19 protein-coding genes are annotated in these 23,856 nt (G+C 60.8%); 11 read left to right on the top strand and 8 right to left on the bottom strand.

The genetic code is table 11. The features are described 5' to 3' along the window. Window positions 1–51: 51 nt before the first annotated feature. The 6 genes from DK391_RS17705 to tssA all read left to right on the top strand — a co-directional run bounded on the left by DK391_RS17705 (window position 52) and on the right by tssA (window position 7,884). Window positions 52–555: a type VI secretion system tube protein Hcp gene (locus tag DK391_RS17705; RefSeq protein WP_109479269.1), complete on the top strand. Its 504-nt coding sequence runs from the start codon at window positions 52–54 to the stop codon at window positions 553–555. A gap of 70 nt (window positions 556–625) precedes the next feature. Then, window positions 626–1,105, top strand: a complete 480-nt coding sequence (gene tssE, locus DK391_RS17700; protein WP_109479268.1) for a type VI secretion system baseplate subunit TssE — start codon at window positions 626–628, stop codon at window positions 1,103–1,105. Window positions 1,106–1,160: 55 nt separating this feature from the next. Further along, a complete protein-coding gene (gene tssF / locus DK391_RS17695; RefSeq protein WP_109479267.1) occupies window positions 1,161–2,999 on the top strand; it encodes a type VI secretion system baseplate subunit TssF in 1,839 nt (612 codons plus the stop codon). After that, complete coding sequence (gene tssG, locus DK391_RS17690) at window positions 2,963–4,048, top strand: type VI secretion system baseplate subunit TssG (protein WP_109479266.1); 1,086 nt, start codon at window positions 2,963–2,965, stop codon at window positions 4,046–4,048. The genes tssF and tssG overlap by 37 nt, the downstream gene beginning before the upstream one ends. A gap of 45 nt (window positions 4,049–4,093) precedes the next feature. Further along, on the top strand, window positions 4,094–6,748 hold the full coding sequence (tssH, locus tag DK391_RS17685; RefSeq protein WP_109479265.1) for a type VI secretion system ATPase TssH: 2,655 nt from the start codon (window positions 4,094–4,096) through the stop codon (window positions 6,746–6,748). Between the two features lie 14 nt (window positions 6,749–6,762). Then, window positions 6,763–7,884, top strand: a complete 1,122-nt coding sequence (tssA, locus tag DK391_RS17680) for a type VI secretion system protein TssA (RefSeq protein ID WP_109479264.1) — start codon at window positions 6,763–6,765, stop codon at window positions 7,882–7,884. Window positions 7,885–7,927: 43 nt separating this feature from the next. On the opposite strand, the gene DK391_RS17675 is transcribed toward tssA, so the two are convergent. The 4 genes from DK391_RS17675 to DK391_RS17660 all read right to left on the bottom strand — a co-directional run bounded on the left by DK391_RS17675 (window position 7,928) and on the right by DK391_RS17660 (window position 14,701). After that, complete coding sequence (locus DK391_RS17675; protein WP_109479263.1) at window positions 7,928–8,854, bottom strand: OmpA family protein; 927 nt, start codon at window positions 8,852–8,854, stop codon at window positions 7,928–7,930. A gap of 4 nt (window positions 8,855–8,858) precedes the next feature. Then, window positions 8,859–9,848: a type VI secretion system-associated protein TagF gene (tagF, locus tag DK391_RS17670; RefSeq protein WP_109479262.1), complete on the bottom strand. Its 990-nt coding sequence runs from the start codon at window positions 9,846–9,848 to the stop codon at window positions 8,859–8,861. Continuing rightward, window positions 9,845–13,690 (bottom strand): type VI secretion system membrane subunit TssM, encoded by a 3,846-nt coding sequence (gene tssM / locus DK391_RS17665; RefSeq protein ID WP_109479261.1) that lies wholly within the window; start codon window positions 13,688–13,690, stop codon window positions 9,845–9,847. Before tssM ends, tagF begins: the two co-directional genes overlap by 4 nt. A 165-nt stretch (window positions 13,691–13,855) precedes the next feature. Continuing rightward, window positions 13,856–14,701, bottom strand: coding sequence for a M15 family metallopeptidase (locus DK391_RS17660; RefSeq protein WP_109479260.1), 846 nt, complete (start codon window positions 14,699–14,701; stop codon window positions 13,856–13,858). 127 nt (window positions 14,702–14,828) lie between these two features. Here DK391_RS17660 and DK391_RS17655 point away from each other — a divergent pair, with 127 nt between their 5' ends. Next, window positions 14,829–15,770 (top strand): hypothetical protein, encoded by a 942-nt coding sequence (locus DK391_RS17655; RefSeq protein WP_109479259.1) that lies wholly within the window; start codon window positions 14,829–14,831, stop codon window positions 15,768–15,770. Window positions 15,771–15,842: 72 nt separating this feature from the next. Here DK391_RS17655 and DK391_RS17650 read toward each other — a convergent pair whose 3' ends face one another. The 3 genes from DK391_RS17650 to DK391_RS17640 all read right to left on the bottom strand — a co-directional run bounded on the left by DK391_RS17650 (window position 15,843) and on the right by DK391_RS17640 (window position 17,911). Further along, the gene (locus DK391_RS17650; RefSeq protein WP_109479258.1) at window positions 15,843–16,661 is read right to left on the bottom strand and encodes an alpha/beta hydrolase; all 819 of its coding nucleotides are present in this window, start codon (window positions 16,659–16,661) and stop codon (window positions 15,843–15,845) included. 41 nt (window positions 16,662–16,702) lie between these two features. Next, window positions 16,703–16,840 carry a DUF3563 family protein gene (locus DK391_RS17645; RefSeq protein ID WP_109479257.1) on the bottom strand — a complete coding sequence of 46 codons (138 nt, stop codon included), beginning with the start codon at window positions 16,838–16,840 and terminating at the stop codon, window positions 16,703–16,705. 237 nt (window positions 16,841–17,077) lie between these two features. Continuing rightward, entirely contained in the window at window positions 17,078–17,911 is an 834-nt protein-coding gene (locus DK391_RS17640) for a class I SAM-dependent methyltransferase (RefSeq protein WP_109479282.1), read from the bottom strand. Window positions 17,912–18,179: 268 nt separating this feature from the next. On the opposite strand from DK391_RS17640, the gene DK391_RS17635 reads away from it, so the two are divergent. Together DK391_RS17635 and DK391_RS17630 are read left to right on the top strand one after the other, a co-directional pair. Further along, a complete protein-coding gene (locus DK391_RS17635; protein ID WP_239482864.1) occupies window positions 18,180–19,235 on the top strand; it encodes an AraC family transcriptional regulator in 1,056 nt (351 codons plus the stop codon). Between the two features lie 446 nt (window positions 19,236–19,681). Further along, window positions 19,682–20,368 carry an HAD family hydrolase gene (locus DK391_RS17630; protein ID WP_109479255.1) on the top strand — a complete coding sequence of 229 codons (687 nt, stop codon included), beginning with the start codon at window positions 19,682–19,684 and terminating at the stop codon, window positions 20,366–20,368. 41 nt (window positions 20,369–20,409) lie between these two features. Here the strand turns inward: DK391_RS17630 and DK391_RS17625 are convergent, their stop codons facing one another. After that, window positions 20,410–21,270: a LysR family transcriptional regulator gene (locus DK391_RS17625; protein ID WP_109479254.1), complete on the bottom strand. Its 861-nt coding sequence runs from the start codon at window positions 21,268–21,270 to the stop codon at window positions 20,410–20,412. A 154-nt stretch (window positions 21,271–21,424) separates the two neighbouring features. On the opposite strand from DK391_RS17625, the gene mdtD reads away from it, so the two are divergent. Both mdtD and DK391_RS17615 read left to right on the top strand, forming a co-directional pair. Continuing rightward, window positions 21,425–22,813, top strand: coding sequence for a multidrug transporter subunit MdtD (gene mdtD, locus DK391_RS17620; RefSeq protein ID WP_109479253.1), 1,389 nt, complete (start codon window positions 21,425–21,427; stop codon window positions 22,811–22,813). Window positions 22,814–22,927: 114 nt separating this feature from the next. After that, on the top strand, window positions 22,928–23,848 hold the full coding sequence (locus DK391_RS17615; protein ID WP_204117387.1) for a LysR family transcriptional regulator: 921 nt from the start codon (window positions 22,928–22,930) through the stop codon (window positions 23,846–23,848). Window positions 23,849–23,856 lie beyond the last annotated feature (8 nt).

The following is a 23,856-nucleotide window of genomic DNA, read 5'->3' as shown; positions in this document are numbered from 1 at the left end:
TAGGCCGCCCGGGTCGCTGTGAAAACCACCTCTTTGGGGAGTCGCGAAAATATGAAGGACATCTACTTAAAGTTCGGCAATCCTGCAATCAAGGGAGAATCTGCCGACAAGGACCATCAAGGCTGGATCGAAATCGACTCGTGGACGCATGCGATCACGCAGCCGCGTTCGGCAACGGCGTCGACGGCGGGTGGTCACACGTCGGAGCGTTGCGAACACGCCGACATGGAGTTCACGAAAGACATCGACGTGGTCAGCCCACTGCTGTATCAGCACGCTTCGGGCGGCACGACCTTCGACGAAGTGACGATCGACTTCATGCGCTCGGACGGCGAAGGTAATCGCATCAAATACCTGGAAGTGAAGCTCAAGTACGTGATCATCTCGAGCATCGCACCGAGCGTGGTCGGCGAAGGTCTGCCGACTGAAGCGTTTTCGCTCAAGTACGCTGCCGTGCAATGGAAGTACACGCAGCAGAAGATTGGCGGCAATCAGGGCGGCAATGCACAAGGCGCGTGGAGCCTGACGAAGAACGACAAGACGTACGCGGTCTGATGACGGCGGGTTCGCGTGCCGTTTGGTCAGCGAACCCGCTTGCGCTGTTAATGCCGCTCGACGCAATCCGATGAAGCGATTCGAACCCAGTTTCTTCGACAAGCTGTTCGACGACGAACCGCATGTGCCGGCAGCCGCCGCCATGCGGCAACTGTCGCTGGAAGAGTTGAAGTCGAATGTCGCGCGCGATGTCGAGGCGATTCTTAACACGCGCATTGCGTTGACGGAAGCCGAACTGGCCGCGTTGCCCGAGTGCCAGCGTTCGGTGCTCACCTATGGGCTGAATGACTTCTCCGGTTTGAGTCTGGCGAGCCACTATGACCGCATGTTTATCTGCAAGTCGATCCAGCAGGCAATTGGACGGCACGAGCCGCGCCTGCAACAGGTGGCCGTCACGCTGGAATTGAACGAGCAGTCTACTAATGCGCTGTACTTTGCCATTCAGGCTTTGCTGGTGGTGCATCCGGCAGAAGAGCCGGTGAGTTTCGACGCGATGCTGCATCCGTCGACCTTGCAATATTCGGTGACGCGCGCACGCGCGAAGCTGTGATACCGCGGGCCTGCTATCAGGCCGAAGCGGAAAGATCTCGCTCGGGGATGGAGTGATGGAAGAACTGCTGCCGTATTACGAGCGTGAGTTGTCGTTTTTGCGGCGCTATTCGCGAGACTTCGCAGAGCGCTATCCGAAGATCGCCGCGCGCCTTGCGATGACGGGCGAGCATTGCGAAGACCCGCACGTCGAGCGCATGATCGAGTCGTTCGCGCTATTGGGCGCACGCATCAACAAGAAACTCGACGACGACTACCCCGAATTCACCGAAGCACTTTTTGAAGTGCTTTATCCGCACTATCTGCGGCCATTTCCTTCGTGCTCGATTGCACAATTCGGTTTGTCGAGCGGCGTCAGCAATCTGACGCAACCGGCCACTATCGAACGCGGCACTGAACTGAAGTCACGCCCGATACGCGGCGTGCAATGCCGTTTTCGAACCGCGTATGACGTGACGCTCGCACCCATTCGCATCTCGGAAGCGAAGTTCACGTCAGTTGCCATGGCGCCGAGCGCGACGGTACTGCCCGCCAGTGCGACTGGCCTGCTGTCGATTACTTTCGAATCGACCGCACCGCAACTCGATCTCGGTGCGCTGAAGCTCAGTACTTTGCGCACGCATTTGCACGGCGAGCAGTCGTTCGTGGCGGCGTTATCCGATTGTCTTTTCATGCACGCCATCGCGGCGTATGTCGAACCCGAGCGCAACGGCGTATGGAAGGCATTGCGCAACGTGCCGCTGGAACAGGCTGGTTTCGACGAACAGGATGCATTGATCGACTATCCGGCAAAGTCGCATCCCGCGTACCGGCTGTTGACCGAGTACTTTGCGTTCCCCGACAAATTCAGTTTCGCCGATTTCGATCTCGCGGCGATGCTGCGCGCAAGCGGCCGCTGCCATCGCATCACGCTGCATGTGGTGCTGAAAGACGTCCGGAGTGACTCGAACGTCGCGCGATTACTCGATGCATTGTCTGCGCAGAATCTGCGGCTTTTCTGCACACCCGTCGTCAATCTGTTCAGGCAGCACGGCGAGCCGATTCGTATCAGTCACCAGGCCGTTTCATATCCCGTAGTCGCGGAAGCGCGGCGAGCATTCGCGTATGAAGTCTATTCGATCGATTCCGTGAAGCTGGTGCGTCAACAGGCCGATGGTGAATCGGTAACAGAATTTCGCCCGTTCTATTCGCTGCATCACGGCGAAGCGCAGCGAGCGGGTCACTACTGGTTCGCGCGCCGTAATGACTGGGTTGCGCAAAAGAGTCCGGGCTACGAGACGGAAATCTCGATCGTCGATATCGACTTCGAACCGTCGGCGCCGCAAACGGACACACTCAGCGTCGATCTCACCTGTACGAATCGCGATCTGCCTGCGCAACTCGCAGCGGGCCTCGAAGGCGGCGATCTGTTCCTCGAAGGCGGCTCACTGGCGAGCACGCTGACGCTGCTACGCCGCCCGACACCGAGCGTTCGTTTCGAGCGAGGCCGCTCGGCGCATTGGCGTCTGATTTCACATCTCGCGCTCAACCATGTTTCGCTTGCGGGCAGCGGCCTGTCCGCGCTCAAGGAAATGCTCGCGCTCTACGATTTGCGGCGCACGGCGGTCTCCGCGCGTCATGTGGACGGCATTACAGGTATCGACCAGCGGGCAGCGGTGCAGTGGTTGCCAGGTAATCCATTCGCGACCTTCGTGCGAGGCATCGAGGTACGGCTGACCGTGGATGAAGAACATTTTGTCGGTGCCAGTCTCGCTTCGTTTGTCGGCGTGATCGATCGATTCTTTGGGCTCTATGTTCACCTGAACAGCTTTGTGCAACTGGTCGTCGTGTCGAAGCGCACGGGCGAGGAGATCTTGCGATGCAAACCGCGCAGCGGCGAATCGATCCTGGCGTAGTCGAGCAGTTGCTCGACGAGCCGCATCGCTTTGAATTCTTTCAGGCGGTGCGTCTGCTCGAAAAATGGTTCGGGCAGGAAGCGTCCCAGCGTACGGGCGATGTTGTCGCACAACGCATGACGTTTCGCACGACCTTATCGCTGGCGTTTCCACCCAGCGAGATTCAATCAGCCGTGCCGTATGACGAAGACGGCAATGCGCTCAAAGAGAAGGCGCAGCGTACTGCGGCGCTGCGCGACGATTCGATCGAAAAGGTCGACCTGACACCCGCATTCTTCGGCTTGCTTGGTGGACAAGGCGCGTTGCCGCTGAACTACACGGAGCAACTGATCAACCGCGAGCAGGTGTCGCGTGATCGTGCGGCACGCGAGTTCTTCGACATCTTTTCGAGCCGTGCGACGGCGCTCTTTTATGCGGCATGGAAAAAGTACCGCTTGCCGTTTCACTATGAACTCGATCGCGATGAACGCTATTTGCCGCTGCTGCGTTCGCTGGCGGGTGTCGGCGATGCGGATACGCGTGCGAGCCTGCAAGGCGGCGAGGGCGCGCTGTTCGATGAAGCGATTGCGGGGTATGCGCTCGCGGCAAGGCATCGGCCTGTATCGGGGGCCTATCTGCAGCGCAACCTGTCCGAGTACTTCAATGTCCCCGTGCAGGTCGAGCAGTTCATTGGCAAATGGTATGACGTGCCGCTCGATCAATTGACGGTGCTCGGCAGCGTCAACGCCACGCTTGGCGCGACAGCGCTCGCGGGCACGCGAGTGTGGCAGCGCGACATGCGCGTGCGTCTCGTGCTCGGCCCGCTGAAGAAATCGGACTATGAAGCGTTTCTGCCCGGCGCAGAACGCGCGGTTGCACTGGAGCGCATGCTGACATTGCTGGCCGGCGTCACGCTCGAATACGAAGTGAAGCTGAAACTGCGTCATGAGGACGTCGGCCCGAGCATCCTCGGCAAAGGTTCGCGCCTGGGCTGGGACGCGTTTCTCTGCACGCACGACACGGCTGAAGATCGCGCGGACGCCCGCTATGAACTGCACGTGATCCACTGACGGCAGTTAAAGAACAACGACACACGACACATCGGACCGTACGCCATGAGCACGCCACTGAAAACCCTGATCGCCAAACTCAACCCGATCTGCCGTCAGGCTGCGGAACAGGCGGCCAGCCGCTGTCTGTCGCGCGGTCACTACGAGGTCGATCTGGAACATCTGTTCGGCGCATTGCTGGACGAGGCAGCGACGGATGTGCCTTTGGTCGTGCGGGCAAGCGGCATCGACGTCAATGCGTTGCGGGCAGACCTCGAGCGTGAACTGGAGCGGCTGAAGACGGGTAATACGCGCACGCCTGTGTTTTCTGTTCATCTGATTGCGCTGTTCGAACAGGCGTGGCTGATCGCATCGCTCGACTCGCAGATCACGCGCATTCGTTCGGGGCATCTGCTGCTCGCATTGCTGAGTGCACCCGATCTCGCGCAATTCGCGCAGCGTATGTCGTCACTGTTCACGCAAGTGCGCGTGACGGACTTGAAGCACAAGTTCGATGAAATGACGCATGGCTCGCGTGAAAGCGAAATTGCCGCGGCACCGGTAGATAGCGCGTTGCCTTCGGATGAAATCGCACGCGTCAATGCAGCTTCGAAAACGCCTGCGCTAGATACTTACACGACCAATCTGACGCAACGTGCGCGTGACGGTCATATCGACCCCGTGATTGGCCGGGATGCAGAGATTCGCCAGGCCATCGACATTCTGATGCGCCGCCGCCAGAACAATCCCATCATGACAGGCGAAGCGGGTGTGGGTAAAACGGCTGTGGTCGAAGGGCTGGCGCTGCGCATCGCCGCCGACGATGTTCCGCCGCCATTGCGCGGCGTCGCGCTGCATGTGCTCGACATGGGGTTGCTGCAAGCGGGAGCGAGTGTGAAGGGCGAGTTCGAGAACCGCCTGAAGAGCGTGATCGACGAGGTCAAGAAGAGTGCGCATCCCATCATTCTCTTTATCGACGAAGCGCACACGATTATTGGCGCCGGCGGCACGGCAGGGCAGAACGATGCAGCCAACTTGCTGAAGCCGGCGCTTGCGCGTGGTGAATTGCGTACCATTGCCGCCACTACGTGGAGCGAATACAAAAAGTACTTTGAGAAAGACGCAGCGCTGGCGCGACGCTTCCAGGTCGTGAAGATCGAAGAGCCGAATGAAGTACTCGCCGCTGCCATGCTGCGCGGTATGGCTGCGCTCATGGAGAAGCACTTCAACGTCCGCATTCTCGATAGTGCGATTACGGAAGCCGTGCGCCTGTCGCATCGCTATATCAGTGGACGTCAGTTGCCCGACAAGGCAATCAGCGTGCTTGACACAGCGTGCGCGAAAGTCGCACTTGCGCAGAGCGCGACGCCCGCCGTGATCGACGACACGCGCAAGCGTCTCGAGCGCATCGACGCGGAAATTGCGGCTCTGGAACGCGAATCGGCGAGTGGCGCATCGCACGACAAACGCCTGACGGAATTGCGCGAGCAGCGTGCGACGGATCTCGAACGGCTGGCACACGATCAGACGCGATACGAAAAGGAGCGCACGATCGTTGCCGATATCATCGCGTCGCGCGAAAAAATCGATGCAGCACGTGAGGGCAAAAGCAACGAGGATGAACTCTTCAGTGTGCGCGAAACGCTGAGCACACGTATTGCAGAACTCGCAGAACTGCAGAAGACAACGCCGATGGTCCCGTTGCAAGTCGATGCGCACGTAATAGCTGAAATCGTGGCGTCATGGACGGGCATTCCGCTTGGCCGCATGGTGAAGGACGAACTGCGCACGGTGCTGAATTTGCAGCCGCTATTGACGGCGCGTGTGATCGGTCAGGACCACGCGCTCGAAGCAGTCGCGCAACGCGTGCGTACCGCGAGCGCGAATCTCGAAGACCCGAACAAACCGCGCGGCGTGTTCATGTTCGTTGGACCCTCAGGTGTCGGCAAGACGGAAACGGCGCTCGCACTCGCCGATATCCTGTATGGCGGCGAGCGCAAGATGATCACCATCAACATGAGCGAGTATCAGGAGGCGCACAGTGTGTCCGGTCTCAAAGGCTCGCCGCCGGGTTATGTCGGTTATGGCGAAGGTGGCGTGCTGACAGAGGCAGTGCGGCGCAATCCGTATTCGGTAGTCTTGCTCGATGAAGTCGAGAAGGCTCATCCGGATGTACTCGAAATGTTCTTCCAGGTATTCGACAAAGGCACGATGGACGATGCGGAAGGACGCGAAATCGATTTCCGCAATACGCTGATCATTCTCACGTCGAATGTCGGTTCTTCTTCTGTGATGCAGGCGTGCCTCAACAAGAGCGCGGAAGACATACCTGATGCCGAAGCTCTGGCCGAAACGCTGCGACCGCAACTGTACAAGGCATTCAAGCCTGCTTTTCTCGGCCGCATGAAAGTCGTGCCGTACTATCCGATCTCCGATGACGTGCTCGTGGAGATCATCGAATTGAAGCTCGAACGGATTCGCCGCCGAATCGAAGCGAATCATAAAGCCGAATTCGAATGGGATGAATCACTCGTCGATGCCGTGCTGGCGCGCTGCACCGAAGTGGATTCCGGTGCGCGTAATGTCGATCATATTCTGAATGGCACGCTGCTGCCCGAAATCGCGCAGCAGGTGCTGGAGCGTATTGCCGATGGCGCGCTGATCAGCCGGATCGGCGCACGCGCCACGGAAACAGGCGAATTCGAATACACCGTTGTCTGAGATTTTCCGCAATCATGTCGACCAATTTCACTACGTTGCTTGAACCCATCAGCGATGCCTCGCCTTGCGGCGAAGATCTGCTGTTCTCGGCTGAATTCGATGCGATCCAGCACGCGCGCCGTTTCGATGATGCATCGCTGGACCAGGGCGAATGGGTTACCGAAATCAAGGAAGCCGACTGGTCGTTCGTCATCGAACAATGCACGGCGTTGCTGAAAGCACAGACCAAAGATCTGCGTCTTGCTGCGTGGCTCACGGAAGCACTGGCAATAGAAGAAGGCGCGGTAGGTCTTACGCAAGGCTATTCGCTGCTGGCTGGGCTATGCGAGCGTTACTGGGAGGGTTTGCATCCACTCGTTGATGGTGACGACGCCGAGTACCGGCTGGGGAATATCGGCTGGCTGGTAGTGCGCACGGCGGAATTGCTGCGCGCGCTTCCCGTCACGCAGGCGCCGGGCAGTGCATTCAGCACGCTGGACTGGGATGTCGCCACGCACGTCGCGCAGGCGGTCAAACGCGACCCTGAACATGCAGACGATATTGCACGTGGCAAGCCGTCGAATGAGCAGATCGAGATGTCGAAGCGGGCCACGCAGCCCGCGTTCTACACGGTGCTGCTTGCGGATCTCCGCGCATTCGAGGCGGCCATGCTGTCGTTCGAAAGCGAACTGGAGCGCCACGCGGGCGACGCCGCGCCGAGTTTCCGTCAGGCGAAAGATGCGTATGAAGCCGTGTATCGACTGGTCGAGCGCTTTGCGAAAGATGTCGGTGCAACCACGACGGCGCAACCTGCGCCGCAGACGCAATCACAACCCCACGCTGTCGAAGAACGCAGCGAGCCGTCGTTTCGAGCGGCGCCGCTAGGGGAGCCGCCGTTGCCCATGCCGACCACGAACGTAGCGAATCCGACGCCGGGCGTCATTCAAACCCGTGCACAGGCAGTGGCGCAGTTGCGCGCCGTGGCCCGTTTCTTTCGACACACGGAGCCGCACAGTCCTGCTGCGTATCTCGCCGACAAGGCTGCGGAGTGGGCGGATATGCCATTGCATCAATGGCTCGCAACGGTCGTCAAGGACGACGGCTCGCTCGCTCACATCCGTGAAATGCTGGGCGTGAAGCCCGAAGAGAACAACTAGATACGAAAGCGCGCTGCTCATCAGAACAGCGCGCTGTGCAACGTCAGGAGCCCGCGCGGAATTCGATGCGTCGATTGCGCGCGCGGCCATCAGCCGTATCGTTCGACGCAATCGGCTGATCGGGTCCAACGCCGAGCGTCGACAGTTGCTGTGGCGAAATACCCTTCGCGACGAGATAACCCTTCACAGCATCGGCGCGCGCCTGGCTTAACGCGATATTCGTGGTGCGGTTACCCGATGTATCCGTGTGCCCGATGATCTCGACCTGCCGTGTCGTGATCCTCGCCAGCACGGCCGCCATCTGATCGAGAATCGTGCGGCCTTGAGGCGTCAACGTTGCGCTGCCCGTTTCGAATTCGATGGTGCGGTTAGCGAGCGTCTGATCGAGCAGCCCCTGTTCCGATGCACTGACGCGCAACGCGTTCTTGACCGTATAGGTCGGATTCAATGCGTTCGCCATGTCGCTGGCGAGCTGCTGGCGCTGTGCTTCATTACGCACTTCGCCTTTCACTTCGACCGACGTGCCGTCGATTTTCAGTTGCCCTTTGCTGATCTGCTTCAACTCCGGCCCGATCAGCTTCTGTACATTCGCGCTCCAGTTGGGCGGCGTGGCGACATCGCCGATTTCGATCTGATCGACCACATTCGCCGCGCCATACGTGTCGCGCAAACGAGCGAGCACTGCAGCCTTGGTGGCTTCGTCCGGCAACTTGCCGCCGACCACGACCTGGCCGGGCGCCGCATTGGCCGCCGGCGGTGCAGACGTGACTGCACCCGTCGCAACAGGCGCAGAGGTGTTCGACATAGCGGCGGAACCAGAAGCGGGCAGCACAGTAGTGCGGACCTGAACGCCGCTGTTATCGACGGGTGTGACGTTCGCGGGGCCTGCATTGTCGGCGAGTGCAGAGCCGCTTGCCGTTAGCGCGAGCAGTGCCGCTGCGATCACGTTGCGTCTGATGCGCGTCGTCATGGTGTCATGCTCCGGCGAACGCTTCGCGGAACGTGTCGATGCTGACACGCAGCGAGAGTTGCGGTTGATCGAGGTAGCTGACGAGCTTGCTGATGCCATGGTCGTTTTGTGCGTGTTCGTCGATCCATTCGGGATCGTCGATGTCGATGTTGTGCTGTGCGTACGCCTGCGGATCGACGACGCTATGCAGCGTTTTTGCCGATGCGCCATTGAAGCCGATCACGAGCCGTTCGCGCTGCGCGATCGTGCCGATAAAAATGGCCAGTTCGAAATCCGCATGCGCCACGAACGGCGCGATCAGTTCGAGCCAGAACGCCGCGACCAGCGAGCGATAGAACGGATCACTCGGCAAAGGCAGCGTGAGCCCGCGTTCCAGGTGCGACGTTCCGCTCGTCATCACGGGCCGCAACAGCGAACCGAGCGCGAGCATGGCGCCGCGCAGCCGCACGGGGTGGCCACTCGCAAGCAACATCTGTTCGAGACCGGACAGCGTCTGATGCTCGACGAAATCGTTGAAGGTGCCGTCGTGCGGATTGCCGGGACCGGCGATCTCGATGGGCACCTGCGTGTCGCCGAGTGCCTGCAATGCACCCGCGGGTTCTGTCGCATCCAGCAGAGGCTTCATTTGCGTGGCCACGCGCGACCATAGCCGTGCGAACGCAAGCGGGCTGCGCGCAAAGAAGGCGAGCGGACGGTCTACTTCGAGTGCGGTTGCCGCGAGAAACGGGAAGCGCCGCGCCGACTGATCCTGACTCGCCACCATATGCCCGGCGATGGCGAGCTTGCTGCGCGAACCGAGAAACGCGAAGTGCATCGGCTTCGCGCTTTCGTAGACGATCTTCCAGCGCGGGTCTTCCGCGAGCAGTTCCATGGCCTGCGCGATCCAGCGGTCGAGCGTTTGCAACAGTTGCGGATTGTGCGCGCTCTTCACGAAGTCGCCGCGCGACGGAATCTTGCCGAAATAGGCGATTTGCGCCTGCACGGTCTGGCTCATTGCGCGCTCCCGTTGTTGGTGGCTGCAATAGCCGCTGTCGCCGTGAGTGGCGTGACTGCCGTTGCCATCGGCGTTGGCGTGGTTGCGCCCACATCCGCGACCGACGAAGGCAGCTTCAGGCCGCGTAGCGTCTGTTGCTGAGGCGCATCGCCGCTTGCCGTTGCCTGTGAGGTGCTGATGATGCGCATGCTCACGGCCACGGTCACGTTGCCTTGCGTCCAGGTGAGATCGAACGTGCCATCGGGGCGGCGCTTGCGCTGTGCGCTATTGATGAGCTTCTCCAGACCATAGCGTCCCGGTTCGTTGACCAGCTGAATGGTGCGGCCATCGAACGTTGTGGCCGACAGCGTCGCGCCCGGCGAACCCGACGGATTGGGCCACACGAAGTTGGTCCATTGCGGCGGCGTGTTGCGATAGCGCAGTTGCTGCCCGTCGATGCCGACCGTGTACTCCGTGGTGCCGCTGCTCGGCTGCGGCAGGATCTGGAACACCGTCTGCGGTTCCGACGAACCCTGTGCGCCACCCGCCGCGCCGCCTGCCAGCGGCGCGACCCAGCGCGCAAAGCCGTTGGTGAAGTCGGGCGTGAGCGCGAGGCCCATGTCGCCCCACGTGCGCGCAGTCAGCGTATCGCCGCGCCGCACCGCGAGGGGGCCGAGCGTATTGCCGACAAACTTCGCAACGCTGCCATCCGGGCCGAACACCTGCGCAATTTCGCCCGCACCTGCCTCCACCTTTGCGTCGCCTGCAAACGGATATTTGTTTGCCAGCGATGCCTGGAACGGCTGATACACCTGCGCATTCCACACCTTGTTGACTTCCGCGCTGGCGGGCTGGATCACGACGGCATAGGCCTGCATCAGCGGACGCACGAGCAGCGGGCGCAGCGCCTTGCGTTGCGCGTCGGTGAGACCCGTGAGCATCTGTTCGTCGACGTACTTGAGGGAGTCGGCGAGTTCGGAACCGTTGCCGTCGAGCGTCTGCTGCATCAACTGACGCGCGCCCGGACCCGGATCGCCCTGATTCTTCAGCACGTTGAAGCGCGTGCGCACCTTCGACAGCGAATCCATATAGCCGCGCAGCAGCGACACATCGCCATTCTTCACGACGATGCGCGCGAGGCCCGCAAAGTCCGCGCCGACGGGGCCCATCGGCAGATCGACGGGTTTGCCGTTGATGTCGACATTGGCATTGAGCTGTGCAGCAGGGCTGCGCGAGAACCATTGCTTGACCCAGTTCACGACGCCGCCTTGCGCAGTCTTCAGCGCAACGTTCGCGAGCGATGGGTTGTCCCACGACGTCTGCTCGTACGCGGTTTCGAGTACCTTGCGAATAGGCGAATCCTGCGGATCGCCGAGACGGTTCATCGAATCGACTGCCTGATTGAAGTTGCCGAAACTTTGGACCGCGATGCCCTGCATGAACTTCTGCCAGTGCTGTGCATACTCGGTCTTGTACATGCCGACCAGCGCCTTCTGGATCTGTTCGGGGCTGCCTTCGAGCGTGAGATCGTCACGTGCGGAAGTGTTGAGCACCCAGTCCTTCGCCTGCAGTTCCTTGGTCGCGGCATCGCGGATCGCGGGCTGCACGTACTGGAACCACGCATCGCGCGTGAAGGTGCCGGGAATCGCGTAACTGCCTGCGATCAGCCCCGTGTTGTTCTCGCCGACGATGCGTGCGATGGTCATCGGCGCAAAGCGAGTCGATGCGCGTGCCTTGATCTCTTCGTACACGCGCTGGCGTGCCGGCATGCCGCGCACCACGCGGCGCAGGTTGTCGCGCGTTTGATCGATGAGCGAGAGGTTCGCGTCGATCATCGGCCAGTCGTCGTCACTGACGCGCGACAGATAGAAGGTGATCATGCGCTCGGCGCTTTTGATCATCTCGTCGCGTGGCATGTTGCCGCGATTCTGTTCCAGCCAGCCGCGCCAGAAGCGCGCGACCTGATCGGTCAGATGGGCCGCTTCGACGTGACGCTTGTCGGACAGCATCAGGTAGGTCTTCAATGCGTTGTACGCATCCTCGACGTTGGTCGGCGAGGCATCGCTATACAGGCCGCCTTGTGCCGCCGATGTCATCGCCGTATGCGCCGACACGGGGATCGCGCCGGAGTCGGGCGTGTGGGTCATTGGCGCGAGCTGGTCGGGATGCGCGTCGACATCTTTCAGAAAGGACGCAAGGCTCTGCGAAACGGGCGTCAGCATGATCTGCTTGATACCGTTGTAGTACTCGGCCAACAGACGCTGTTCGAGACGATCGCCCTGATACAGGCCGAGCGAAACCGACAGCGGGCGCTCGCGGCGGAACTGTTCGAGTTGTTCGATGCGGTCTTCGAGCACGTCCATTGCCTGCAGGCGCGATTGCAGATCGTTGCGGCCCTGCTGCATACGCATGACGTTGTCGAGGTCGGCCTGCACGTTGGCTGCAAGCTGCTGATTGCCGATCGTCGACCACGTCCAGCCGCCCATCGCGAGCGCGAGAATCACGACGAAGCCGAAGAACGTCGCATAACGCAAACGGGCCTTGGCTGGGCTGGCGAACTGCCGCACCGTCTGCCGGTCGGCGAAAATGACCTTGGAAAACAGGTCGCGCAGGAAGAAGCCATTCTTCGAAAACGTGCTCTGCGGCTTCGGCAACGCATCGGCGCTAAGACCGAAGCGGTTGGCGATACGCTGCGCAGCGGCGCTATTCGTCTCGCCTTCCTGCAATGCGCTGGTGAAATAGAAGCCGCGGAAAATCGGCTTGTACTGGAACGGGTTGTTCTCGAACAGCGTCGCGATGAACGCGCGCAGCGACGGCTTGATGGTCGAGAATTCGAGCGGGAAACTCAGCTGGCCCGGCGAGAGCGCGTTGCCGCGGCTGATGGACAGTTGTGCAACGCTGATTTCCTTCAGGCCTTCATACAGATCTTCGAAATGCTGGTCGAACTGTGCGACGACATCGCGCTTCTCGTCCGGTTCGTAGGGCAGGGTAGCGCCCCATACGCGGTCGTATTCGTGACGCTCGCTGCCGCTGAAGAATTCGGTGAAGCCGGTAATCAGGTCGGCCTTCGTGAACATCACGTAGACGGGCGCGAATACTTCGAGCTTTTCCGTGAGTTCCTGCACGCGCTGGCGCAGGTTCTTCGCGAGATTGATCGCGAACTCCGGCTTGTTGCCCGTCAGTTCGGCGATGCTCGCCGTGACGATGATCCCGTTGATCGGTGCTTTCGGACGATAACGCTTGAGCAGCCCCAGAAAGCCGAGCCATTCGGTGCGGTCTTCTTCATGCACGGAATAGCGCCCCGCCGTATCGAGCAGAATGCCTTCCGTCGTGAAGAACCAGTCGCAGTTCCGCGTGCCGCCTATGCCGTGCACGACGGCGTCGTTCTTGTCGGCGAACGGAAACTGCAGGCCCGAGTTCAGCACCGCGCTGCTCTTGCCCGCTGCCGGGTTGCCGATCACGATGTACCACGGCAATTCATACAGCGCCGAGCCACCCGAGGTCTGGCCGATCTTCGACGTCTTGATGGTCTTCACGGCATCGACGAGACGCGTGCGCAGCACGTCGAGATCGGCGCCGCGCAGCGGCGATGCCGCAGCGGGTGTGGTGGCCGTCGCTTCGCTGCCCGCCTGCGCCTGCTGCTCGAGCATCTCGCCCAGCTTGCTGTTCGCGCGATGAATTCGGATACGTTTGACGATCCACACGATCAGTAACAGCGCAATCAGCGCGCCGACCGCGATGGCTGGCCAGATGAAATCGATCTCGAAGTAATCCGCGCCGACGAACAGCACGGCCGCGAACGCGAGTACGCCAATCACGGTCAGCGTGCGTCTGGAGGTCAACCCGTTGAGGAAGCGTTGCATAAGCCTGTCAGGTCTTGATGATAGGAATAGCGTGTGAAAAGACGTCTAATGCAGTGCAATCAGCCTTTAACGACTGTTTGCTCATGCGTTTCAATGCGTCGTGAATAAAATGTTGAATGACGCAATGTGCATGTCACATGGCGGATCAAAAGCGCGATTTAACATTTAGCGATTGCGACCGATCACGAAACCGGGCTTGTGATATTCGACGTGTCCAAGATCCATCATTTTCCAGCGTCCGCCCCATGTCAGTCCCACCTGTTCGGCGACTTGACCGTATAGCTGATAGCCACGCATGGCCCAGGGATCTTTTTCGGAAATGACGATCTTGCCGTCGCGCAAAAAGGCATTGTCAGCCGCGAGGCCGTATTGATGATAGCTTTGGAATGCAGCGGCATTGGTGACATTGCTACCCATTTGCGCGAGACGGTTTTGCCTTTCAGGACTCCGGTAACCTTCCAGTAAAGCCATTTCGTAGCCATGTTGCTCGCGCATGATTTTATAAACGAGCAATAGACGCGTCCGGAAATCCGCATCGAGCAGGTTCCAGTCGCGGCTTGCATCTTTCAGCGCCGGCCGGATCTGCTCGACCTCCTGTGTGGCAAAGGCTTCGGGCGGCAGCGGCGGAGGCGGCACCAGCTGTTCGCCATTGAGCAATTGGGCGATTTTTTCGTCCGGTGACCTGGAAATGTCATCGAACTGGAATAACTGTTTGCCGCGTAATGCAATAGCCACTAATGGCGGCGTCGCAAGAATACCTGCCGTCGATAAAATCAGCAAGCGCCGTTTAGCCAGTAAGTTTTGCATATCGGCAATTGTCGCTTGAGACATTTTTGCCGAATAGCTTAATTGTGCTTTAGCCTTCAATGCGTTATTCGATGCCCGCTGCATGAAGCGGGCATGCAAATCGGCTATGCCACCGAAGATTGCCAGACGGATTGGCGGCAATAGAGCGATTGCTGCAATGAGAACAGCAATGGCGAAATAGAAGACGAGTGCGACGGCAATCAAAGGAAAGACCCCGGAAATTCACAACAATTGTTTTTTGTAATGCTTGATCTTAGAATCAGGCGTGCCCCGGGGAGGGGCTTTTACACATTAGCATCGCAGATATTAACCAGATTTGAAGAGACAGTGAATGAGTGCGCCTGATTCGAACGCTAAAGTTCCGCCAAGTTTGCTGTCCGAGCCTGCCAAAGATGGGCAGGCAGGTGGTTCGCGCATTCTTGCCAATCTGGAAGGTCGCGTCGATCCTTCCGCCAACACCAGACCGAAGCGCTCGCGCACGTTGCCCATCGTCGTGGCGGCACTCGTGATCGCTGCAGGTGGCGTGGGCGCCTATCAGTTGCAGCATCGTGCAGCGGGTGCGAATGCCGACAGGACAGCGGCGAACGGCGCATCGACTGTGATGGCCGCGAGCGTGAAGGTGGCGAGCGGAGTAACGGCGAATGCATCGGCTGCGCCGGCAAGCTCGCCTGCCAATACACCACAGGCTAATGCACCCGCGACCATCGTGGCCGACGATGATGCGAGCAAGGATGCATCGCGTACGCAGGCATCGAACGATGACAGCAGCCGGTTGTCGCGCGCACTGGCGGACGGTGCGGGTGCATCGGATGAAGGGGCGTCGGCGGCAATCGCCGCAAATGCGAAGCCTGCGAGCGCGGCCGCTGTGCAACATTCCGATACGGCATCGAAAGCGAAGCGCGACAAACACGACAAGCGGCAACTTGCCGAAGAGCGGCACGCGAAGGAAAGCAAAACAGCCGTCGCGTCACGCGCGAAGAAGCAGGGCAGCAAGCCGGAAGCGAAGGACGATTCCGATGCCGATCTGCTGGCTGCGCTCGTCGCGCGCACCAGGCCGGCTTCCGCAAATGGCACGAAAGCGGTAGACGGTCAGGCCGCGTCGAAGAAGGTGAGTGCGTCGGGTAATGCCAACGCGACACTCGCCGAACGCATCAGCGAATGCGGCGAACATGGGTTCTTCGAGGAACAGATTTGCCGCTGGCGTGTTTGCGATGGACACTGGGGCAAGGATCCGCATTGCCCGGCGGCTTCGGCGCAGGCGCGGCAGCCTTGAGCCGTTGTAATTGTAGGTATGCGTGAAGCGGCGCCGCGTGCGCCGCTTTTCATTTCAGGCCGCGCACATGCATTAGCCCATTCGAGCCGTCTCATCCACCTCCGCAATATGCCGCACGATCGCCGAGTTGACCTTCTCCGCATGCGTGATCGGCCCCATATGTCCCGCACCATCGACGATCGTCAGACGCGCCGCAGGCATCAGCATCGGCAGGCGCTCCGCAATCGCACGCGTCGGCACGGGCGCATGCTGGCCGCGCATGATCAGCGCCGGCGCGCGCAAACGTGTGTAGGCGGCGGGTGGTGTGCGTTCGTCGAGTAGTGCGCGGAAATCGAGTGGTGCCTTTGGCGCCCAGCGCGTGAGCGCTGCCTGCACGGAAGGACGCAACGCTTCCCATGCGCCACGGCCGCCCCAGTAATCGACGAATGAAGCGGCCGCGCCGCGATAGTCGCCGCAACTCACGCCATCGGCGGTGCGCTTCGAGATCGCGACGATTTCAGCGAGTGCATGTGCGCCGTACGATCCCATCATCTTGAGCAGATGAAATGCCGAGGGTTCGTATAACGTGAGGCTCGCGATGCGCTCAGGTCGTTCGAGGGCCGCGCGCAACGCAACGCCACCGCCGTATGAATGGCCAACCAGATGCACCTTGCCGCGCGCTGCATCGATGATGCCGACGGTGCGCGCGGCTTCGTCAGCCAGTGTGAATGCACGCTCGCCGCTCCACGGTCCAGTGCTATCGCAGCCGTAGTGCTCGGGTGCCGCCATCGCATGACGTGTTCCGAGTGCTTCGCCGAGCTTGCGCCATTGCGATGCGCCCGAGCCAGAGCAATGCAATGCGATCACCGATGTTGCGGAGGAGAAGGTTTGCAATGCGGCGTCCTTATTCATGGCGTTTTATCGAGTGGATGGGTGAATGGCGCGAGGTCGCGTCATCGGTCGAGTTCAAGCGATTGCATGCGCCGTTCTAGTTCGACCATATCGGCTGCGGTGGCGAGATACGCGTCGCGCCGGCTATGTTCGGCACGGTCTAGTGCCTTTCTCAACAGCATGAATAGATAGATGAACATGTCGTCCTCCGTGGAGCATGGCGGCGTTCGCGTGCTGGCATCGACGCCGCATCAACACTGCCTGCTTGCAGAGTCCATGCCATGTCGCTGCAAGCCTTGTGCGATGGTGACGTGTGCCGTTTTCGCCGATGCAAGCCGAGCGAACCGTCGTCGCGCAACCGACAGGTTGCTGGCCGGGCGTCGGACTGAATCCAACACCCGGACGTGACGCGCGACGCAACCCGCGTGCAAACCGATTTACCGCCGCTCAATCACCACTTCGAGATACTCGCTCGGCAGCACCAGTGTTGCGTCGCGCGAACGGTTGCGGCTTTCGATCAGCGTCATCAGATCGTGAAGGAAAGCCTTCTGATGCTCGCCTTCGAGCGCGGCAAATGCCTTGTTCATCGGCCCGTAAAAAGTCCGGAATACATCGATGAAGTGCTGCGCCGAGCGATAGCGGAACGTGAAATCGCGGCTGCTCACGACCATGTTCCGGGCGAAATCGCCGAACAGTTCGTCGAGGCGCGCCTGCGTGCCCCATAGCGCAGGCGACTTCACACCTGCCGGCGGCGGAATGTACTTGCCGATGGTCTTGAACACCTGACCGATGAAACTGTCGGGCGTCCAGTTCGCAAGGCCGATCTTTCCGCCCGGTTTGCAGACACGCACGAGTTCGTTGGCCGCTTGCTGCTGATCGGGCGTGAACATCACGCCGAAGGTCGACAGCACGATATCGAATGACGCGTCCGCGTAGGGCAGTGCTTCAGCGTCCGCTTGCTCGAACTGCACCGCGAGTCCTTCAGCTAGTGCGCGCGCACGGCCTGCATCGAGCAGCGAGGCGACGTAGTCCGTCGACGTGACCTCGCACCAGCGGCGTGCGGCCGCGAGCGTCGCGTTGCCGTTGCCTGCGGCGACATCGAGCACGCGACTCCCCGCGCGCACGTCGAGCGCTTCACAGAGGTTCTCTCCGACGATCTGCAGCGTGGTGCCGACGACTGCATAGTTGCCCGTCGACCAGGCGGCCTGCTGGCGAACCTTGATGGCGGACAGATCGGCGACGGGTGCGAGGGCGGAATCAACAGCGGACATGGACAACTCCTGAAAGACGAATGCAGCGAAGCGCATTTGAAGGGTCATGCTGCATCTCTGATGACGCCGCGAATGTCTGCTTTGCACTTGCCCGCGCGGCGATCGGGTGGATTCGATGGATGGGCGCTTTTTCTTCGTACGAAGAACGCGCTTCACGATGCTTTATTGCAGCGTTGCGTGAGTGCTAGTATCGGCACGCAAGCGGTATCGAGGAATGACCAGGCGTCCAGATGTTTTGCGCAGGACGCCGAAACTGATGGGCGCTCTCATGGATGCTTTCTCAGATGTCCTTCGCGTCGTGCGTTTAGGTGGCGCGGTATATCTAAACGCCGACTTAACTGCGCCATGGTGCGTTGTCGGTGAAGTCACGCCGGACATGTGCGCCGCGTTCCTGCCGCGCTCCGAGCGTATCGTGTCGTATCACCTCATCACGGAAGGAAGCTGCGAGGCATCGCTCGTCGATGATCCTGCTTCTGCGATCCATGTCGAAGCAGGCGAGCTTCTCGTGGTGCCGCAAGGCGAAGCGCATCTGATGGGCAGTTCGCTCGACCTGACACCTGCGCCTTCGGAAGAACTGGTGTCGAAATATTTGAGCACGTCGCCGGGTGAGGTCATGACGTTGAGGTTCGGTGGCGGCGGTGCACATACGCGGATCATCTGTGGCTTTCTCGCCTGCGACGATTCGTTGACCAACCCGGTTCTGTCGGCGTTGCCGCGTATCTTCAAGGTCGACATGCGCAATGATCCGCAATCGGCGTGGCTCGAATCGTCGCTGAAACTGGCGGCGGTCGAAGCGGCCGACTGGCGTGTCGGCAGTGCGATCGTGCTCGCGCGGTTATCGGAACTGCTGTTCGTCAAAGCGGTGCAGCGCTATATCGAGGCGTTGCCGTCTGAGCGCAAAGGCTGGCTGGCGGGTGTCGGCGACCGCTTCGTCGGCCGCGCGCTGGCCATGCTGCACGCGCAGCCCGCGTATGGATGGACTGTCGAAGAACTCGCGCGCAAGGTGGGCCTCTCGCGTTCGGCGCTCGCGCAGCGCTTCACAGAACTGCTCGGTCAACCGCCCATGCAGTACCTCGCTCGCTGGCGCCTGCAGATCGCTGCGCAGGCGTTGCGCGATGGAAACCCGACGCTCGCGGCGGTGGCGGAGCAGGTGGGCTATGAGTCGGAGGCTGCGTTCAATCGTGCATTCAAACGGGAGTTCGGCATGCCGCCCGCCAGTTGGCGGCGCAGCAAAGGGATGGCGCAGAGTCGCGATGCGATGGATGGCGGCGCCGGGCCGCGCGTGCTTCTCGATTCGCCGGAGCAGGGCATCGTGACGGGGTAAGGGCGCTTGAACGGGCGCGCATATTGACGGCTTTCGCGGCGACACGACGCTGGCCTGCATCGGATGCTATTTATGGCTTATTCTCGACTCGCCAAATCGCAACTAACTGTCTGCCGCAAGCAACCACCGAGTCGGCTGTCGCCAACCCGCGGTCGACAGTCAGAGGGCCGCTATACGCGTTTTACGGGGCATTCAAGCGCCTTTGCGACGGCATCGTAGGGTTGTCGCCACATCGGCAGATCAACGCCACCTGGCACCATTCGCAGCGCGCACCGGTCGACGGTGCTAGTCTTTGCGCTGATCGCGCACAACCGGCCTTCGCGAACTTCCTCGCGCTTCGTGGCTCTTAGCGCAACATGGCAGCGCCACGCGAGCCCCGACCAGGCTCATGCGTGCCGCCTTCCCCGTGCCCAACCGACACAGACAACCGAGGCGAGGTAACGCGAATGGACACACCAGCAGGCAACGACGTTGTCTTTCTGTTCGACGTCGATAACACGTTGCTCGACAACGATCACGTGCTGACCGATCTGCGCACGCACATGACAAAGCAGTTCGGCGAAGCAAATAGCGCACGTTACTGGCAGCTTTTCGAAGAGCTGCGCAGCGAGCTCGGCTACGCGGATTATCTCGGCACCTTGCAGCGCTACCGCAACGAGCATCAGGACGATACGCAGCTATTGCTGATGTCGTGTTATCTGATCGACTATCCGTTTGCGAACCGCGTGTTTCCCGGCGCGCTCGATGCGCTGCGCTACGCGGGTCAGTTCGGCAGGACGGCGATCCTGTCGGATGGCGACGTCGTGTTCCAGCCGCGCAAGGTGTCGCGTTCGGGCCTGTGGGACGAAGTCGAAGGCCGCGTGATGATCTACATTCACAAGGAGCTGATGCTCGATAACGTGATCGCGCACTATCCGGCGCGTCACTATGTGATGGTCGACGACAAGCTGCGCATTCTGACCGCGATGAAAGAGCAGTGGGGCGACCGGCTGACAACGATTTTCCCGCGCCAAGGCCACTATGCGCTCGACGCGAAGGAAATCGCGAAGTATCCCGATCCTGACATTACGATCGAAAGAATCGGTGAATTGACCTCGATCGATTTCGAAGCGTTGACGGCGAAAGGCCGCTGATAAATCAACAATAAGGCAACGAAAAAGCAACGCGAAGCGCGCTATTCACTCATCCATTCGCCGCTCAGATCGCTGCCTTGCAGCAACTCCAGCAGCGTGCCCGCAGGTTGACTGAGGCGCTTCGCGGCCAGCGCGATAAATTCGACATCGGGCAGCGCGGGCAGACTTGCACTGTTCACAGGCGGCGCGAGGCCGCGCGCGGACACGTACTGCGATTTCGCCGTCAATCCGAGTCCACCGCGCGCCGCGGCGATGCAGCCCGCGTGGCTGCTGCTGGTGCACACCACTTCCCAGCCGAAGCCCTTTTCAGCCAGTGCATTCAGCACGACCGCGCGCGTCACGCTCGGCTCGGCAACCAGCACCAGCGGCAACGGCTGTTCGAGATCGACGATCGTGCCGGGACGTGCGATCCATTCGAGCCGCGAGCGCAGCAGCGGCGTGCCGCGCCGCTCGCCGAGGCGCCGCTTGCCGACCAGCAGATCGATCGCGCCGGCATCGAGCAACTCGTACAGCCGGCTTGTCATGCCGATCGTGATGTCCAGTTCGACATCGGGATGCGCGTGACGGAACGCGCCCAGCACGTTCGGCAGCGCGCTGAGCGCGATATCGTCGGAGGTGCCCAGACGCACGCGGCCTTTGAGCCGCGGCTTGCGGAACTGCGATTCCGCGCGACTGATGGCCTGCAGGATCACGTTGGCGTGCACGAGCAGCGCTTCGCCATCGGCGGTCATCGCGAGCGAATGCGTGTCGCGCACGAAAAGCCGCCTGCCGACGCTTTCTTCGAGGCGCCGGATATGTTCGCTGACGCTCGACTGATTCAGACCGAGCCGTCGGCCTGCTTCCGTGAAGCTGCGGCATTGGGTGACGGTCGCGAATGTCCGTAGCCAGAGGGGATTGAGCATGCGGCATTGTCATCGGCATTGGCGATGACAGTCAATGCCTTCAGGTGACTTCCCGATTGCCGTTGAAATCGATACCATGATTGCTGCATCTGGGGCGCCGACCTCGCGACGCTGTTTGACAAACGGCTTTCGCTGCGCCCGCCTGAACCTCATCATGACCCGCGATTCCTCACACACCGCGCTACTCTGGGTCGTCGCCGCCGCGTTCTTCATGCAGGCGCTCGACACCACCATCGTCAACACCGCGCTGCCTTCCATCGCGCAAAGTCTCCACGCCTCGCCGCTCGCGATGCAGCCCGTCGTCGTCGCGTACTCGCTGACCATGGCGCTGCTGACACCCGCTTCCGGCTGGTTCGCCGACCGCTTCGGCACGCGCCGCGTGTACCTCGCGGCCATCCTGGTGTTCGTGCTCGGCTCGCTGTGTTGCGCGGGCGCGCACACGCTGGACCAACTCGTGATGGCGCGCGTGCTGCAGGGCGTGGGTGGCTCGATGCTGCTGCCCATCGGACGGCTGGCCGTGCTGCGGCGCGTGCCGGGCGAGCAATATGTCTCTGCGCTCGCTTTCGTGTCCATTGCCGGGCAGGTCGGGCCGATTGTCGGGCCGACGCTCGGCGGCTGGCTCACGCAGGCCATTTCCTGGCACTGGATTTTTCTGGTCAACGTGCCTGTCGGTGCGATCGGCCTGATCGCCGTGCAGCGCTTCTTGCCGCACGATAACGCGAGCCATCCACCGCCTTTCGATTTCATCGGTTGCGGTTTGCTGTCGCTGGCCATGATTCTGTTGTCACTCGCCATCGATCCGCCGATGAGCACTCATCGCGTCGAATGGTCATTGGGACTCGCGCTGGCAGGCCTCGTGGCAGCGTTGGCCTACATTCCGCATGCACGCACCAACCGGCGGCCGCTGTTCAGGCTTGCGCTGTTCAGCGAGCCGAATTTCAGTGTCGGCCTGGTCGGCAATCTGCTGTGCCGGATCGGATCGAGTGCCGTGCCGTTCATGTTGCCGCTGCTGATGCAGGTGCAACTCGGCTATTCGCCGCTGCGCTCGGGCCTGATGATGCTGCCCGCCGCTATTGCCGGCACGGTATCCAAGCGCTGGATTGCGCCGCTGATCAAGCGCTTCGGCTATTCGGCGTTCCTGCTGGTCAATACGATGATCGTCGGTTCGACCATCGTTGGGTTCGCGCTGGTGTCGAAGCAATCGTCGCCGTTGCTGGAGATCGCGCTGCTCGTCGTGTTCGGCGCAGCGAATTCGATGCAGTTCGCCGCCATGAACAGCGTGACACTCAAGGGTCTGTCCCATGCTGACGCGGGCAGCGGCAACAGCCTGTTCTCGATGGTGCAGATGCTGGCGATTGCGCTGGGCGTGTCGATTGGCGGCGGGCTGGTCAATCTGTTCTCAGCACACCTGGGTTCGGCGTCGCCGGGATTCATGCTCAGCTTTGTCTGCGTCGGTGTGATTACGCTGCTGTCGGCGCTGGTGTTCCGGCGCCTCGACGTAGCGCCGGTGCAGCCGGCTGTCGGTGCGCGCGCGGCTCGCTGACGAATCTCGACAATCGCGACGGTTGAACGGCCCTGCTTGCTATCAGTGTCTCCCAGTGCGCTACTGAGCTAACGGGATACACTTGCGATTCTCCTTTAATCTCAGGTGAATCATTTGGACCGACTGGAAGCGATGGCGATGCTGGTGTCCTCCGTCGAGGAAGGAAGTCTGTCGGCTGCCGCGAGAAAAATGCGCATTCCCGTTGCCACGCTCACGCGAAACGTCAATGACCTTGAAGCGCTGGTAGGCACCAAGCTGCTCGTCAAGACGACACGAAAGCTCATGCTCACCGATGCCGGCGCCGAGTACGTCGCCTCCGCAAAACGGATTCTGGAGCAGGTCGACGAGCAGGAGCGTCGCGCTGCCGGCGAGTTCACCACGCCGCGCGGCGAACTCGTCGTGACGACGCCTGTGCAGGTGGCGCGCTTGCGGGTGCTACCCGTCATCAATCAGTTTCTCACCTCGTACCCTGAAATACGGATCCGGCTTTTACAGTCCGATCGCAACATCGATCTTGTCGATTCGCACGCTGACGTCGCAGTCCGGATTGGGCGTTTGCGCGATAGCAGTCTGGTCGCAACGCGAGTCGGCACGTTGCGCGTCGTCGTAGTCGCGAGCAAGGAAGTGCTGGACAAGTACGGCGTGCCGAAAACGCCGGAAGATCTTCGTGGTTATCCGTGCGTCGTGTTCGACAGTCCCAATCTTTCGCCATGGCGTTTTCGCAACCCCGGTACGGAAAACGTCTTTACGATTGACGACGTACCACGTCTGCTGGTGTCGTCGCCGGATGCAGCAGCTGATGCTGCCATCGACGGTGTCGGTGCGACGTTTCTGCTCGAGCACGACGTGGCGGCAGCCGTGCAAGCGGGGAAGCTGCAACTGATCTTGCAAGAGTTCGAGGTCGAACCCATACCCGTTCATCTGGTTCATCTATCCCGCAACATGATGCCTGTGAAGCTCCGACGCTTTATCGATTTCGCCGTGCCGAAGCTTCGCGAAGCACTCGCGGACTTCGGACGCAGCCCATCGATCTAGCTGCGTCC

It is taken from the genome of Paraburkholderia sp. C35 (assembly GCF_003121405.1).
Classification (GTDB): Bacteria; Pseudomonadota; Gammaproteobacteria; order Burkholderiales; family Burkholderiaceae; genus Paraburkholderia.
Note: the sequence above shows the minus strand (reverse complement) of the source record. Positions and strands in the feature narration are given on the sequence as shown.

Bases quoted from the DNA above. Each gene is read 5' to 3' on its own strand.
- DK391_RS17705 (WP_109479269.1), top strand. From the start codon at position 52: ATGAAGGACATCTACTTAAAGTTCGGCAATCCTGCAATCAAGGGAGAA.
- tssE (WP_109479268.1), top strand. From the start codon at position 626: ATGAAGCGATTCGAACCCAGTTTCTTCGACAAGCTGTTCGACGACGAA.
- tssF (WP_109479267.1), top strand. From the start codon at position 1,161: ATGGAAGAACTGCTGCCGTATTACGAGCGTGAGTTGTCGTTTTTGCGG.
- tssG (WP_109479266.1), top strand. From the start codon at position 2,963: ATGCAAACCGCGCAGCGGCGAATCGATCCTGGCGTAGTCGAGCAGTTG.
- tssH (WP_109479265.1), top strand. From the start codon at position 4,094: ATGAGCACGCCACTGAAAACCCTGATCGCCAAACTCAACCCGATCTGC.
- tssA (WP_109479264.1), top strand. From the start codon at position 6,763: ATGTCGACCAATTTCACTACGTTGCTTGAACCCATCAGCGATGCCTCG.
- DK391_RS17675 (WP_109479263.1), bottom strand. From the start codon at position 8,854: ATGACGACGCGCATCAGACGCAACGTGATCGCAGCGGCACTGCTCGCG.
- tagF (WP_109479262.1), bottom strand. From the start codon at position 9,848: ATGAGCCAGACCGTGCAGGCGCAAATCGCCTATTTCGGCAAGATTCCG.
- tssM (WP_109479261.1), bottom strand. From the start codon at position 13,690: ATGCAACGCTTCCTCAACGGGTTGACCTCCAGACGCACGCTGACCGTG.
- DK391_RS17655 (WP_109479259.1), top strand. From the start codon at position 14,829: ATGAGTGCGCCTGATTCGAACGCTAAAGTTCCGCCAAGTTTGCTGTCC.
- DK391_RS17650 (WP_109479258.1), bottom strand. From the start codon at position 16,661: ATGAATAAGGACGCCGCATTGCAAACCTTCTCCTCCGCAACATCGGTG.
- DK391_RS17645 (WP_109479257.1), bottom strand. From the start codon at position 16,840: ATGTTCATCTATCTATTCATGCTGTTGAGAAAGGCACTAGACCGTGCC.
- DK391_RS17640 (WP_109479282.1), bottom strand. From the start codon at position 17,911: ATGTCCGCTGTTGATTCCGCCCTCGCACCCGTCGCCGATCTGTCCGCC.
- DK391_RS17635 (WP_239482864.1), top strand. From the start codon at position 18,180: ATGGATGCTTTCTCAGATGTCCTTCGCGTCGTGCGTTTAGGTGGCGCG.
- DK391_RS17630 (WP_109479255.1), top strand. From the start codon at position 19,682: ATGGACACACCAGCAGGCAACGACGTTGTCTTTCTGTTCGACGTCGAT.
- DK391_RS17625 (WP_109479254.1), bottom strand. From the start codon at position 21,270: ATGCTCAATCCCCTCTGGCTACGGACATTCGCGACCGTCACCCAATGC.
- mdtD (WP_109479253.1), top strand. From the start codon at position 21,425: ATGACCCGCGATTCCTCACACACCGCGCTACTCTGGGTCGTCGCCGCC.